This window comes from Nocardioides mangrovicus (genome assembly GCF_003674065.1).
GTDB lineage: Bacteria > Actinomycetota > Actinomycetes > Propionibacteriales > Nocardioidaceae > Marmoricola > Marmoricola mangrovicus.
Genome location: NZ_RDBE01000002.1, coordinates 579 through 13,370 on the forward strand (window position 1 = coordinate 579; position 12,792 = coordinate 13,370).

Annotated in this window: 12 protein-coding genes; 8 read left to right on the top strand and 4 right to left on the bottom strand. The window is 71.4% G+C overall.

All coding sequences use genetic code 11. From position 1 onward, the window contains the following. The first annotated feature begins 109 nt into the window (after positions 1 to 109). Positions 110 to 613, top strand: coding sequence for an Lrp/AsnC family transcriptional regulator (locus tag D9V37_RS04540; RefSeq protein WP_198412374.1), 504 nt, complete (start codon positions 110 to 112; stop codon positions 611 to 613). On the opposite strand, the gene D9V37_RS04545 is transcribed toward D9V37_RS04540, so the two are convergent. Continuing rightward, a complete protein-coding gene (locus D9V37_RS04545; protein ID WP_121804983.1) occupies positions 610 to 1,980 on the bottom strand; it encodes an NAD-dependent succinate-semialdehyde dehydrogenase in 1,371 nt (456 codons plus the stop codon). The two genes, D9V37_RS04540 and D9V37_RS04545, sit on opposite strands and share 4 nt — an antisense overlap. A 164-nt stretch (positions 1,981 to 2,144) precedes the next feature. On the opposite strand from D9V37_RS04545, the gene D9V37_RS04550 reads away from it, so the two are divergent. Continuing rightward, on the top strand, positions 2,145 to 2,741 hold the full coding sequence (locus D9V37_RS04550; protein ID WP_158604370.1) for a TetR/AcrR family transcriptional regulator: 597 nt from the start codon (positions 2,145 to 2,147) through the stop codon (positions 2,739 to 2,741). A 38-nt stretch (positions 2,742 to 2,779) separates the two neighbouring features. Here the strand turns inward: D9V37_RS04550 and D9V37_RS04555 are convergent, their stop codons facing one another. Continuing rightward, positions 2,780 to 3,736, bottom strand: coding sequence for a carbohydrate kinase family protein (locus D9V37_RS04555; RefSeq protein WP_158604371.1), 957 nt, complete (start codon positions 3,734 to 3,736; stop codon positions 2,780 to 2,782). Continuing rightward, on the bottom strand, positions 3,733 to 4,383 hold the full coding sequence (locus D9V37_RS04560) for a class II aldolase/adducin family protein (RefSeq protein WP_121804986.1): 651 nt from the start codon (positions 4,381 to 4,383) through the stop codon (positions 3,733 to 3,735). The genes D9V37_RS04555 and D9V37_RS04560 overlap by 4 nt, the downstream gene beginning before the upstream one ends. Positions 4,384 to 4,563: 180 nt before the next feature. On the opposite strand from D9V37_RS04560, the gene D9V37_RS04565 reads away from it, so the two are divergent. The 6 genes from D9V37_RS04565 to D9V37_RS04590 all read left to right on the top strand — a co-directional run bounded on the left by D9V37_RS04565 (position 4,564) and on the right by D9V37_RS04590 (position 11,190). Continuing rightward, positions 4,564 to 6,180, top strand: a complete 1,617-nt coding sequence (locus D9V37_RS04565; RefSeq protein ID WP_158604372.1) for an ABC transporter substrate-binding protein — start codon at positions 4,564 to 4,566, stop codon at positions 6,178 to 6,180. 19 nt (positions 6,181 to 6,199) lie between these two features. Continuing rightward, positions 6,200 to 7,141: an ABC transporter permease gene (locus D9V37_RS04570; protein ID WP_121804988.1), complete on the top strand. Its 942-nt coding sequence runs from the start codon at positions 6,200 to 6,202 to the stop codon at positions 7,139 to 7,141. Beyond that, entirely contained in the window at positions 7,138 to 8,010 is an 873-nt protein-coding gene (locus tag D9V37_RS04575; protein ID WP_198412375.1) for an ABC transporter permease, read from the top strand. The genes D9V37_RS04570 and D9V37_RS04575 overlap by 4 nt, the downstream gene beginning before the upstream one ends. Next, complete coding sequence (locus D9V37_RS20180) at positions 8,007 to 9,032, top strand: ABC transporter ATP-binding protein (protein ID WP_158604373.1); 1,026 nt, start codon at positions 8,007 to 8,009, stop codon at positions 9,030 to 9,032. Before D9V37_RS04575 ends, D9V37_RS20180 begins: the two co-directional genes overlap by 4 nt. Further along, on the top strand, positions 9,029 to 9,865 hold the full coding sequence (locus D9V37_RS04585) for an ATP-binding cassette domain-containing protein (RefSeq protein WP_158604374.1): 837 nt from the start codon (positions 9,029 to 9,031) through the stop codon (positions 9,863 to 9,865). Before D9V37_RS20180 ends, D9V37_RS04585 begins: the two co-directional genes overlap by 4 nt. Before the next feature lie 77 nt (positions 9,866 to 9,942). Continuing rightward, positions 9,943 to 11,190, top strand: a complete 1,248-nt coding sequence (locus tag D9V37_RS04590; protein WP_198412376.1) for an aminotransferase class III-fold pyridoxal phosphate-dependent enzyme — start codon at positions 9,943 to 9,945, stop codon at positions 11,188 to 11,190. Positions 11,191 to 11,248: 58 nt separating this feature from the next. Here the strand turns inward: D9V37_RS04590 and D9V37_RS04595 are convergent, their stop codons facing one another. Continuing rightward, positions 11,249 to 12,745: an MFS transporter gene (locus tag D9V37_RS04595; RefSeq protein ID WP_121804990.1), complete on the bottom strand. Its 1,497-nt coding sequence runs from the start codon at positions 12,743 to 12,745 to the stop codon at positions 11,249 to 11,251. Positions 12,746 to 12,792: the final 47 nt, after the last annotated feature.

The window sequence follows — 12,792 nt, forward strand, 5'->3', positions numbered from 1 at the left end:
ACTGACTCCTTCGACGGGGGAGTCACGAACCTAGGAGAGATTCGGTTCAGCGGGGACAACTACGAAGGATCTTCGAGCATCGGGCCATCCTTCATGTCATCATGCAGTCGTGGCCGCCGACCGCGATCCGAACGCGCAGATCCCGCAGTCACCGCCGCCGGAGCTCGACGCCGTCGACCGCCACATCCTGCGGGAGCTGGCGACCCAGGCCCGGATCACCAACGCCGAGCTCGCCACCCGGGTCGGCGTCGCGGCCTCCACCTGCCTGCTGCGGGTGCGGCGGCTGGAGTCGGCGGGGGTCATCGGCGGCTACCGGGCCGAGCTCTCGCTCGACGCCGTGGGTCTGCCGCTGCAGGCGCTGGTGGCCGTGCGCATCAGCCAGCACGCCCGTGCGGAGATCGGTCGCTTCGCCGAGCGCCTCGCGAACCTGCCCGGCGTGCTGGGCGTCTTCTTCGTCTCCGGCGACAACGACTTCTCCGTCCACGTGGCCGCCGCCACCCCCGAGCGGCTGCGTGACTTCGTGGTGGAGAACCTCAGCGCCTCGCGCGACGTCGCGAGCACGCAGACCAGCCTCATCTTCGAGCACCAGCGAGGTCGCGCCCCGCTCGTCTAGCCGGAGATCCGGATGAGCTTCTTGTTCACGAACTCGTCGGCGCCGAAGCGGCCCAGCTCGCGGCCGCTGCCGGAGCGCTTCACCCCGCCGAACGGCAGCTCGGCGCCGTCACCGCCGACGAGGTTCACGAAGACCATGCCGGCCTCGAGGGCGTCGGCCACGCGCAGCGCCTGCTCGGGGTCGGTGGTGAAGACGTAGGAGCCGAGGCCGAACGGGGTGTCGTTGGCCAGCTCGACGGCCTCCTCCTCGCCGGCGACTCGGTAGACCACCGCCACGGGACCGAACAGCTCCTCGCGGTGGACGTCGTGCTCGGCGGTGACCCCGGTCAGCACCGCGGGCGGGAACATGGTGCCCGCTGGCTCACCCGCGCTGACGAGCGTGGCGCCCTGCGCGACGGCGCGGTCGACCTGCTCGGCGAGCCGACGGGCCGCCAGGTCGGAGGAGAGCGGCCCGATCACCGTCTCGGGGTCGCTGGGATCGGCGGGCACGACCTGGGTCATCGCCGCGGTGAAGCGCTCGACGAACTCCTCGTAGAGGTCGTCGGCGACGATGAAGCGCTTGCCGGCGTTGCACGCCTGACCCGTGTTCTCCAGGCGCGCCTCCACCGCCGCCTCGACGCAACCGTCGAGGTCGTCGGTGGCCAGCAGGATGAACGGGTCGGACCCACCCAGCTCGAGCACCACCTTCTTCAGGTGGCGCCCCGCGATCTCGGCGACGGCGGCACCGGCGCGCTCGGAGCCGGTCAGGGAGACGCCCTGCAGTCGTGGGTCGGCGATGACGCGCTCGATCTGCTCGTGGGTGGCGAACAGGTTGGTGTAGGCACCGTCGGGGAAGCCGGCGTCGGTGAAGATCTCGGCCAGGGCGGAGGCCGACTCCGGGCATTGCGGCGCGTGCTTGAGCAGGACGGGGTTGCCGATGGCGAGGTTGGGCGCCGCGAACCGGGCCACCTGGTAGTAGGGGTAGTTCCACGGCATGATCCCCAGCAGCACCCCCAGCGCACTGCGGCGCACGACAGCGCTCCCGGTGCCCGCGAGCAGGTCGATCGGCTCGTCGGCGAGGAACGACGGTGCGTGATCGGCGTAGAAGCGGTAGATGTCGGCGCAGAAGTCGACCTCGCCGAGGGCCGACGTCAACGGCTTGCCCATCTCGCGCACGATGATGGCGGCGAGCTCGTCTCGGCGCTCCTCGTGGAGGTCGCCGACGCGGCGCAGCAGCTCGCACCGCTCGCTCAGGTCCGACGTGCGCGACCATCCCCGGAACGCCGCGTGGGCGTCGTCGAGCGCGGAGGTCAGCTCGGCGTCGGTGGTCGTGGCGTACTCGCGCACGCGCGTGCCGGTGAGCGGGTCGGTGACGGCGTACTCGATCACCAGCCGAAGGCTGCCACACCGTCGGTGCGCGGTCGTACCGGTCCGCGGGTTTCGAGACGGTCGCGGGGCGACCTCCTCGACCAGCGGGTCACCGGTGCCGGGTCGTGCCACGATGTCTGCCGCAGCGCGACGGAGCGCGAGGAGGCCGAGGGAGAGGACCGACGTTGCCGAAGATCGTCGACCACGACCAGCGCCGCGCCGAGGTCCTCGAGGCCACGTGGCGCGTCATCACCACCGTGGGGCTCCACGGGGCGACCACGCGGCGCATCGCGCAGGAGGCGGGCTACAGCAACGGCGTGCTCGCCCACTACTTCGCCGACAAGGCCGACATCCTCACCTCGGCGCTGCAGATGGTGCACGCCCGCGTGAGGGGCCGCATGGAGGCCGCCGTGTCGCGGACCGAGGGCCTGGCCGCGTTCCGGGCGGTGCTCCTCGAGGCGCTGCCGCTCGACGAGGACCGGCTGTTCGAGGCCAACCTGGAGTTCGGCTACCTCAGCCACGCCATCAACGCCACGCGGCTGCGCGACCTCTACCAGGACGAGCGCATCGGCTTCAACGAGTTCCTCCACACGCTGGTCGCGGCGGCCCGCGCTCGCGACGAGGTGCGCGCGGACCTCGACGACGCGCACGTCGTGGCCGAGGCGCTGGTGTTCATCGACGGCATCTCGGCCCAGGCGGTCTTCTTGCCCAACCGGATGCCGCCCGAGCTGCAGCTCGACCTCGCCGACACCTTCCTCGCGCGGATCTCCACGACCGACTGAGCGACCCGGACCGACTGAGCGACCGGGCGAGCTCTCGGTCAGGCTTGCTCGACGAGCCGCTCCCACTCACCCAGGAGCTCCATCGCCGCGTCGAACCCGGTCACGCCGTCGCTGCCGAGCACGGTCGCGACCTGGGCCGCGCAGCAGGTGCCCAGCCCACAGCACCGGTGCAGGTCCCACCCCAGCGAGAGGCCGTAGAGGTACCCGGCGCTGAAGGCGTCACCGCAGCCGGTGGTGTCGACGACGTCGACCGAGAGGGCCGGGAACGCCCACAGGTCCTGGCCGGTCACGAGCAGCCCGCCCGCAGCGCCGCAGGTGACCACGACCTGCTCGACCCCGGTGCTCGCCGCCAGCTCGAGCGCGGCGTCGGCGGCGTCGGCACGCCCGGTCAGGCCCTTGGCCTGGTCGTCGTTGATGAGCAGGTGGGCGACGTGGGGCAGCAGCGGGGCCAGGTCGCGCAACGTACCCGGACCTGCGGTGCTCAACAGGTCGAGCGTCGTGACCGCACCGTGCTCGACCGCTTGCCCGAGCAGGTCGGGCAGGACGTCGGTGGCGAACCGCCCGAGCGCGTCGGGTCCGCCGATGTGGAGGTAGCGGGCCGTGCTGATCGCCGCGACCAGCTCAGGAGTGGCGGTGAGGTGCGAGGTGGCGCCGGGCAGGTGAAGAGCCGGCCGTTCGCCGTTGGGCCGGATGGGCAGGATCGTCGCCGAGGTCGGCTGCCCGGGCACGGTCGCGATCGCCGTGTCGTCGATGCCGCGCTCGCCCAGCTGCTGGCGCAGGAACCGGCCGGCGGAGTCGTCGCCGACGGCGCCGACCCCGACGACGCGCCCACCCAGGCGTGCCAGGTCGACCGCGGTGCCGCCGCCGGTGCCCGCCACCGTCACCGCCAGCTGCTCGAGGAGGGCGCTTCCCTGGCCCGGTGGGATCGCCTCCACCGGGCGTCCCAGGACATCGAGGATGTACGGGCCCAGGACGACGAACCGCGCCGCGCTCACCGGGTGCCGCCCGCGGGCCGAGCCGCCCGCTGCACGCTGGCCGCGACCTGCGCGTCGTCGAGCTCGGCGGGGGTGCCGGCAGCCAGGGCGAGCAGCGAGACCTCGCACAGCCACTCCAGCAGCTCGGCGCGGTCGAGCGCCTTGGCGAGTCCGCTCGCCACCGTCAGGGAACCGTGATGGGTCATGACCACGGCGTGCCGCTCCTCGAGCGCCGCCACGGTCACCTGGGCGAGCTCCTCGGTGCCATAGGGGCGGTAGGGCGCCATCGACGGCGGTCCGCCGAGGTCCGCGCAGTAGTAGTGCAGCGCGGGCACCTGCGTGCGCATCGCGGAGAGGGCGACCGCGCGGGCCCCGTGCGTGTGCATCACGGCGCCGACGTCGGGTCGGCGCGCGTAGACCGCGAGGTGCAGCGGCGTCTCCGACGACGCCGCCGGGCCCGGCTCGAGGGGCCGGCCGGTCTGGTCGACCAGGATCAGCTGGTCGGGTTCCATCGTCGCGAAGCGGGCTCCGCTGACGGTGATGAGGATGCCCTCGGGCAGGCGCAGGCTGGCGTTGCCCGAGGCCAGCGGGGCCAGGCCCGCAGCGGCGGCGTCGCGGCAGGCGGTGGCCAGCTGCTCGCGCTGGAGACGGAGGGGATCGCTCGGCATGCGCGGCACTCTAGTCAGATGTCCGAAAAAAACGGGAGCACCCTTGACGTATTTCGGACGGCTGAGATAAAAACAGGGCTCACTCTCCCCAGGAGAGCCGGCCGACCGTGATCCAGCGGCGTCGGATCTGCACCCGTCACCGTCGACACGTGCCCCATCTCGATCGAGAGAAGAGCAATGATGAGCCGGTTCATCACACGGGTGGCCGTCGGAGCGGCGGTGCTCGCCACCGTCTCCGCCTGCGGGTCATCTGGCAGCTCGACCCCGCCCAAGGCCGACCTGTCGACGTCGTCGGCGACGTCGGCCGCCTGCGCCGGCCAACCTGTGCGCGGCGGGAGCGTCGTGTACGCCCGGCAGAACGAGACGCAGGGTCTCAACCCCCTCAACGCGGCCAACGGCAACGGCGACATCTTCGCCGACGAGCTGCTCTACAGTCCGCTGGTGCGCTCGGACCCCCAGGGCGGCGACACGATCGTCCCGGCGCTGGCGACGTCGTGGGAGGTGTCCTCCGACGGGCTGACCTACACCTTCCACCTGCGTGACGGGGTCACCTTCAGCAACGGCCAGGCCCTGACGGCCGAGGACGTGAAGTTCAGCCTCGACCGGTTCGGGAACCCCAAGATCAACACGCTGCTCTCGAACGTGGCCGAGGGCTACAAGAGCACCGAGGTCGTCAACGCCTCGACCGTCGCCGTCCACCTGACCCACCCGGTGGCCGCGTTCTTGTACAACCTCAGCATCTTCCCGGCCTTCATCGTGCCGAAGAACCTCGTCGAGCAGCAGGGGGAGGCGTTCTGGAAGCACCCAGTGGGCACGGGCCCGTTCAAGCTCAAGGAGTTCCAGGCCGGCTCCCACATCACCTTCGAGCGCAACACCCACTACTGGGAGTCGGGCAAGCCCTACCTCGACAGCGTGCGCTTCGACTTCGCCACCGACAGCAGCGCGCGGCTGCTGGAGCTGCGCAACGGCCAGGCTCAGCTGGCCGACGGCGTGCTGTTCTCCCAGATCTCCTCGGTCCAGAAGGACTCCAAGCTCCAGGTGCAGGCCGCGAAGGTGCCGCTGTTCGTGGGGCTGTGGCTCAACCATCAGCGAGCGCCGCTGGCCGACCTCAAGGTGCGCCAGGCGATGCAGTACGCGTTGAACCGCAAGCTGATCGACTCCTCGATCTTCCGAGGCGTCGGGACCATCCCCAACAGCGTCTTGATGGCGTTGGAGGGCGATGCCCCGAGCTCGACGGTCAAGCCCTACTCCTACGACCTGGCCAAGGCCAAGAAGCTGATGGCGGAGTCGGGCTACCCGAAGGGCTTCTCCACGACGCTGCAGTACCCCGCCGGCTACGACTACTACCGTCAGCTCGCGCTGCTGATGCAGAGCGAGTACGCCAAGCTCGGCATCAAGCTCAAGCTGGTCGAGCAGCCGGCGGCCACCGTCACCTCGAACTGGTCGAAGAGCGACTACGACCTGACGTTCCCGTTCGCGCAGTTCACCAGCGACGTCGTCGTGCCCGACGAGTACGCGCAGTTCCTGGCCGGCGACCCCTCCCTGGGGCTGCAGGGCTTCTTCAGCAACTGGTCCGACCCCAGCATCACGGCGATGGTGGACTCCTTCGTCACCAGCACCGACACCGCGGCCCGCGAGCAGCTGTGGCCCAAGATCCAGCAGGCGCTGATGGACCAGACCCCGGTCATCAACGTGATGGACCTGCCCTTCGTCAACGCCCACGCCACCAACGTGTGCGGCACCAGCGTCAACGCCCTGGGCGTGGACCACCTGGAGAACACGTGGCTGGCGCGCTGACCGGGTACGGGTTCGCGGCATGATCGGCTACCTCGTCCGGCGGGTGGGCACCAGCCTCCTGGTGCTCCTCGGGCTGGTGCTCGCGACCTTCCTGATCGTCCGGCTGGTGCCGGGCGACCCCGTGCAGGCGCTCCTCGGTGCGCGGGCCACGCCTCAGGCGGTGGCACAGGCCCGGCAGGCGCTGGGTCTGGAGGAGCCCGTGCTCCAGCAGCTCTGGAGCTACTTCGTCCACCTGTTGACCGGCGACCTGGGCACCTCCATCCCGCTCCAGGAGCCGGTCTCGAGCGCGATCGGGTCGCGGCTGGCACCCAGCGTGCTGCTGATCGTCTACGGGCTCGTGGTGGCGCTGGTCGTCGGTGTGCCGCTCGCCGTGGTGGCCGCGCTGCGCCCGCGCGGCGTGGTCGACCACCTGGTCCGGTTCACGACCACCTTCGCCTTCGCGATGCCCACCTTCTGGCTGGGTCTGATGCTGGCGCTGCTCTTCGGGCTGCGGCTGGGTTGGTTCCCGGTCTCCGGCTACGAGTCCGGCTTCGGCGGGGTGCTGCGCAGCCTGACGCTGCCGGCCATCACGCTCGGGCTGTCCCTGGCCGTGGTCGTGGTCCGCACGCTGCGCACCAGCCTGATCGACGTCATGCGCACCGAGTACGTCGAGGCGGCGCGGTCGCGGGGGATGTCGACCACCCGGGTGGTCGTGCGGCACGCGCTGCGCAACGCGGTCATGCCCACCATCACGCTGCTCTCGGTCGACATCGGGTTCCTCATCGGCGGGACGGTCGTGATCGAGTCGGTGTTCCGGCTGCCCGGGCTGGGCACCCTGCTGCTGTCCTCGGTGCAGCGCCGCGACTACCCGCTGATACAGGCCATCACGCTGCTCGCGGGGGCGGCCGTGGTGGTGGTGGGGCTGTGTGCCGACCTGCTGCAGGCGGTCCTCGACCCGCGCGTCCGGCTGGGGCGCTCGTGAGCACGGCCGGCCAGGTGGCCGCACCCGGCGCTACCGCCGTCGTCGAGCGTCGTCGCCGGCGCCGTCGGCCCTCGCTGGAGGTGCTGGTGGGTGGCGCCATCGTGGTCGTCATCGTCGTGGCAGGTTTCGCCGCGCCGTTGATCGCCCCCTACCGCCCGGACGCGATCGACTTCGCCCGACTGCTCTCGCCGCCGTCGGGGGCGCACCTGTTCGGCACCGACGACAGCGGCCGCGACGTCTTCAGCCGCACGCTCTACGGGCTGCGCGTCGACCTCGTCGTGGTGCTGCTGGTCACCTACATCCCGCTGCCCATCGGCGTGGTGGTGGGTGCCGTGGCGGGACACGTGGGAGGAGTGGTCGACGCGGTCGTCTCGCGGCTGACCGACATCATGATCTCCTTCCCCTTCATCGTGCTGGTGATCGCCACCGTGGCCATCGTGGGGCCGGGCCTGACCGGCGTCGCGATCGGCATCCCGCTGGTGTCGTGGGCCCTCTACGCCCGCCTGGCGCGGTCGCAGATGCTCCTGCTGCGCGAGCAGCAGTTCATGCTCGCGGCCACCACGCTGGGGTTCCGGCGCAGCCGCGTGATCTTCCGCCACGGCGTCCCCAACCTGCTGCGGACCTGCCTGGTCTACTCGACGGTCGACATCGTGCTGAACCTGCTCGTGCTGGCCGGACTGTCCTACCTGGGACTGGGCCAGCAGCCGCCGGGCGCCGAGCTGGGCACGATCATCGCCGGCGGCGAGAGCAACCTGCTCGACGCCTGGTGGATCGCGACGCTGCCGGGCCTGGTGCTGGTGCTCTTCGGCATCGGCATGGGGCTCCTCGGCGACGGCCTGTCCGACGACGAGACGCGGAGCAACCCGTGACCGCGAGCGCCAGGCGGAGCGGGCCGCTGCTCGAGATCGAGGACCTCCGCATCGAGTTCGGGTCCGCTGGCGACCCGTCGGTGGCCGTGGCGCGCGCCGACCTCTCGATCGCCGCGGGCGAGATCGTCGGCATCGTCGGGGAGTCCGGATCGGGCAAGAGCCTGACGTGCCGGGCGGCCATGCGTCTGCTGCCTGCCGGCGGCCGCGTGGGCGCGGGCGCCATCCGCTTCGAGGGCCGCGACGTCCTGGGGATGTCGGAGTCCAACCTGCGCCGCTACCGGTCCGGCCAGGTCGGGATGATCTTCCAGGACCCCTTCTCCTCGCTGAACCCCGTGCAGCGCGTCGGGGCCCAGCTCGCCGAGACGGTCAGGCTGCGTCGTGGGGGAGACCGCCGCAGCGCGATGCGGGAGGCGGTCGACCTGCTCGAGCAGGTCGGCATCCCCGATGCTCCCCGACGGGCCAGGGCCTATCCCCACGAGCTCAGCGGTGGCATGCGGCAGCGCGTCATGATCGCGCTGGCCACGGCCTCCGAGCCCCGGCTCCTCATCGCCGACGAGCCGACCACGGCGCTCGACGTCACCACCCAGCAGCAGATCCTGGAGCTGATCGGGTCGCTGCGCGAACGGCGGGGCACCTCGGTCCTGCTGGTCTCGCACGACTTCGGCGTGATCGCGCAGATGTGCGACCGGGTGGTGGTGATGTACGGCGGCCACGTGGTGGAGAGCGCGCCCATCGAGGAGATCTTCGCCCGGCCGCGGCACCCCTACACCCAGGCGCTGATGGACGCGGTTCCCTCCTTGGAGCCGTTGCCGCCGGGGACACGCCGAGCCGGCATCGCCGGCAGTCCGCCCGACCCGCGACGCCGCCCCGCCGGCTGCGTCTTCGAGCCGCGGTGCGCCCGACGCGAACCGGAGTGCGCGCACTGGCAGATGGAGCCCATCGACCTCGGGCCGGTGCACCGCACGGCCTGCCGGCTCGAGACGGGCAGTGCCGGTGGCGGCGAGCAGGAGCGTGCCTCGTGAGCGGCGCCGGCGCGGTGCTGGAGGTCGAGCACCTGAGCAAGAGCTTCGAGCAGCGCGGGGGTGGCTGGCCGCGACGCACGCGGACCTTCCACCGGGCGGTGATCGACGTCAGCCTCTCGTTGCGTCGAGGAGAGATCCTCGGTCTGGCCGGCGGGTCCGGCAGCGGCAAGACGACGCTGGCCCGGGCCCTGGTGAGGCTCGACGACCCCGACGAGGGCTCGGTCCGGCTCGACGGCGAGGACGTGCTGGCCGCGCGAGGCAGCGGCCTGCGCGAGGTGCGACGTCGGATGCAGATGATCTACCAGGACCCCTACGCGTCCTTGAACCCCGCGATGAGCATCGGCGCGGCGATCCACGAGGTGGGACGCGTGCACCGTCGTCCCGGCAGCGAGGACGCCGACGGCTTCGTCCGTACGCTGCTCGAGCGGGTCCAGCTGTCCGCCACCTTGGCCGAGCGGCGCCCGCGCGACCTCTCCGGTGGCCAGCGCCAGCGGGTGGCGGTGGCGCGGGCCCTGGCCGCCGGTCCCGACGTCCTGATCGCCGATGAGGCGGTGAGCGCGCTCGACGTGTCGGTGCAGGTACAGCTGCTGAACCTCTTCCTCGACCTGCGCGAGGAGTCCGGGATCTCGATCCTGTTCGTCGCCCACCAGCTGGCCGTGATCGCCTCCGTCGCCGACCGCGTCGCGGTGATGCACCAGGGCCGTCTGGTCGAGGTCGGCGAGACGGCCGCGGTGTTCGCCCACCCCGAGCACGAGTACACGCGGGCGCTGCTCGCGGCCCATCCCGAGCCCGACCCGACCCGGCGGTGGTCCGGCTCGCCGCAGGGTCGCTGACGCACACCGGCCGGACCTGCGGTGCCGCAGCTCGGCCGCTTTCTTATGTAGGACATCCGATTTAAAAAGGAGTAGCGGTGACCGTCAACTCTCTCGGCCCGATCAGGACCACCACGCACGACGAGGAGCTGCGCGCCCGCGCGGCCAAGGTGGTGCCCGGCGGCATGTACGGACACATGAGCGTGGCGGCGGGGCTGATGCCGCCGTCCTACCCGCAGTTCTACGCCCGCGGCGAGGGCGCCCACACCTGGGACGTGGACGGGAACCGTTACGTCGACTTCCTGTGCGCCTTCGGCCCGATGCTGCTCGGGCACCGCCACCCTGGCGTGGAGGCAGCCGCGGCACGGCAGGCAGCCGAGGGCGACACCCTCTCGGGGCCGTCGGCGCGCATGGTGGAGCTCGCCGAGCTGCTCACCGACACCGTCGCCCACGCCGACTGGGCGATGATGGCGAAGAACGGCACCGACGCCACGGCGATGGCGGTCCGGGTGGCGCGGGCGGCGACGGGCAAGCGCAAGCTGCTGAAGGCAGCGGTGGCCTACCACGGCGCCAACGACTGGTTCACGCCGAAGCCCGCTGGGGTCAGCGTCGAGGACCGCGCCAACATCGTTGAGTTCGAGTACAACGACGCGGCGTCCTTAAGCGCTGCCGTCTCCGCGCACCACGGTGACATCGCCGCGATCATCCTCACCCCCTTCCGCCACGACGCCTTCGTCGAGCAGGAGCTGGTCGACCCGGCGTTCGCCCGGCTCGCCCGCGACCTGGCCACCGAGCAGGGTGCGGCGCTGGTGCTCGACGAGGTGCGCACCGGGTTCCGGCTCGACGTGCACGGGGCGTGGGAGGGCATCGGCGTGCGACCCGACCTCACGGCGTTCTCCAAGGCGCTGGCCAACGGGCACGCGATCGCCGCGCTGGTCGGCACCGACCCGCTGCGCTCGGCCGCCGCGGACGTCTACGTCACCGGATCCTTCTGGTACTCCGCAGTGCCCATGGCGGCCGCCATCGCCACGGTGCAGGAGGCCGTGGCTCTCGACGTGCCCGAGGTGCTGCGCCTCGCCGGGGAACGGTTCCGCGACGGCCTGGAGGAGCAGGGCCGGCAGGTCGGTCTCACCGTGAGACTGACCGGGCCGCCCCAGATGCCGATCCTCGGTTTCGCCGACGACCCCGACAAGGCGCTCGCCTTCGCCTTCACCGATGCCGCGGTCCGGCGCGGGGTGCTGCTCCACCCCTGGCACAACATGTTCCTCTCCGCGGCCCACACCCCCGAGGTGATCGACGCGGCCCTCGAGGCGACGCACGAGGCCTTCGCCGAGCTGCGCGGGTGACGGCGTGATCGGACCGACCGCCGAGGATCGTGCTCGGCGGTCGGTCCGTGCGTCCGGGTCAGGTGGCGTCCGCCGCCGACACCAGGTCGTCGTGCGCTGACGTCGCCGCGGCCTCCCCGTCGTCTCGACGGATGGTGACGACCAGCAGCGCCGCGAGCACGGCCGCGACGGCGCAGGCCGCGAAGAGCCAGCGGTAGGCGGTCAGGCTCGACGCACCGCCCACGACCTTTCCGTCGACGACGTGGTAGACGATCGACGACGCCAGGATGCTCGTGCCCGCCGCGGTCGCCAGGGTGCTGCCCAGGCTGCGGAACAGCGTGTTCAAGCCGTTGGCCGCCGCGATCTCGTGAGACGGGGTGAAGGCGTTGATGATGGACGGGATGGAGGCGTAGCCGATCCCGGTGCCGATGCCGACGACGGTCGCGCCGACGATGACCTGCCACAGGTGATCGGTGAGGACGATGCGCACCAGCCATCCCGCAGCGACGACGAGGGCTCCCAGCGCCAGCACCCGCGGGCCGCCGTAGCGGTCGATCAGGCGGGCAGCTACGGGAGAGAAGACCAGCATGGCCAGGCCCGAGGGGAGCATCGTCAGACCGCCGACCAACAGGCTCGACCCGAACCCGTACCCGGTCCAGCGCCCGGCCTCGACGAAGGTGGCCGTGCCGAGCAGCGAGGCGAAGAGGGCGAAGCCGAAGCAGATGGACGCGATGTTCGTCAGCAGGATCGGCCTACGCCGGAGTGCGGCCAGGTCGACCAGTGGCTCCTTCTGACGCAGCTCGATCGCGGCGAAGACGGCGAAGATCAACGCCGAGAGGACCAGGAGGCCGGGGACCCGTAGCGACGTCCAGCCCCAGGCGTGCGACTGCTCCAGGGGGAGGATCAGGCACACCAAGCCGGCGGCGAGCAGGACGGCTCCGACGAGGTCCACCCGACCGCCCGCTCGCTGCCGCGACTCCGGGACCAGTGCCGCGATGCCGACGAAGGCGATGGCGCCGACGACCGTGTTGATCCAGAACAGGGCGTGGTAGTCCCAGTTCTGCGCCACGAAGCCGGCCAACGGCAGGCCGAGTGCGCCTCCCACGCCCAGCATCGCGCTGATCAGGGCGATACCGGAGCCGGCCTTCTCCCGCGGCAGCAAGGTGGCGAGCAGGCTGATCCCCAGCGGGATGGCGGCGCCGGCGGCGCCCTGGAGGGCCCGGCCGACGATGAGCCAGGCGAGCTGGTGGGACAGGGCGTCGATCAAGGACCCGACCGTCAGGGCACCCATCGCGACCAGGAGCATGAGCCGCTTGCCGAACATGTCCCCGAGGCGTCCCATGATCGGCACGGAGACCGCGGCCACCAGCAGCGTCGAGGTCAGCAGCCAGGAGGCCGACGCGCCGAACTCCTCGTTCAGCTCCCCGAGCACCGGCACGAGCACGGACTGGCTCAGCGAGACCACGAGGGCCCCCAGGCCGACCACGAGCAGCTCGACGTTGGCGCGGCCCGGCGTGGTGTCGTGGCGGAGCCGGGAGTCGGCCGGCTCGGCGCCGGAAGAGGTGGAAGCGGTCATGAGAACTCCTCGGTGACATGGCAAGTCAGTAGTGGCACTGTATGCCA

Bases quoted from the DNA above. Each gene is read 5' to 3' on its own strand.
- D9V37_RS04560 (WP_121804986.1), bottom strand. From the start codon at position 4,383: ATGCCGAGCGATCCCCTCCGTCTCCAGCGCGAGCAGCTGGCCACCGCC.
- D9V37_RS04565 (WP_158604372.1), top strand. From the start codon at position 4,564: ATGAGCCGGTTCATCACACGGGTGGCCGTCGGAGCGGCGGTGCTCGCC.
- D9V37_RS04570 (WP_121804988.1), top strand. From the start codon at position 6,200: ATGATCGGCTACCTCGTCCGGCGGGTGGGCACCAGCCTCCTGGTGCTC.
- D9V37_RS04595 (WP_121804990.1), bottom strand. From the start codon at position 12,745: ATGACCGCTTCCACCTCTTCCGGCGCCGAGCCGGCCGACTCCCGGCTC.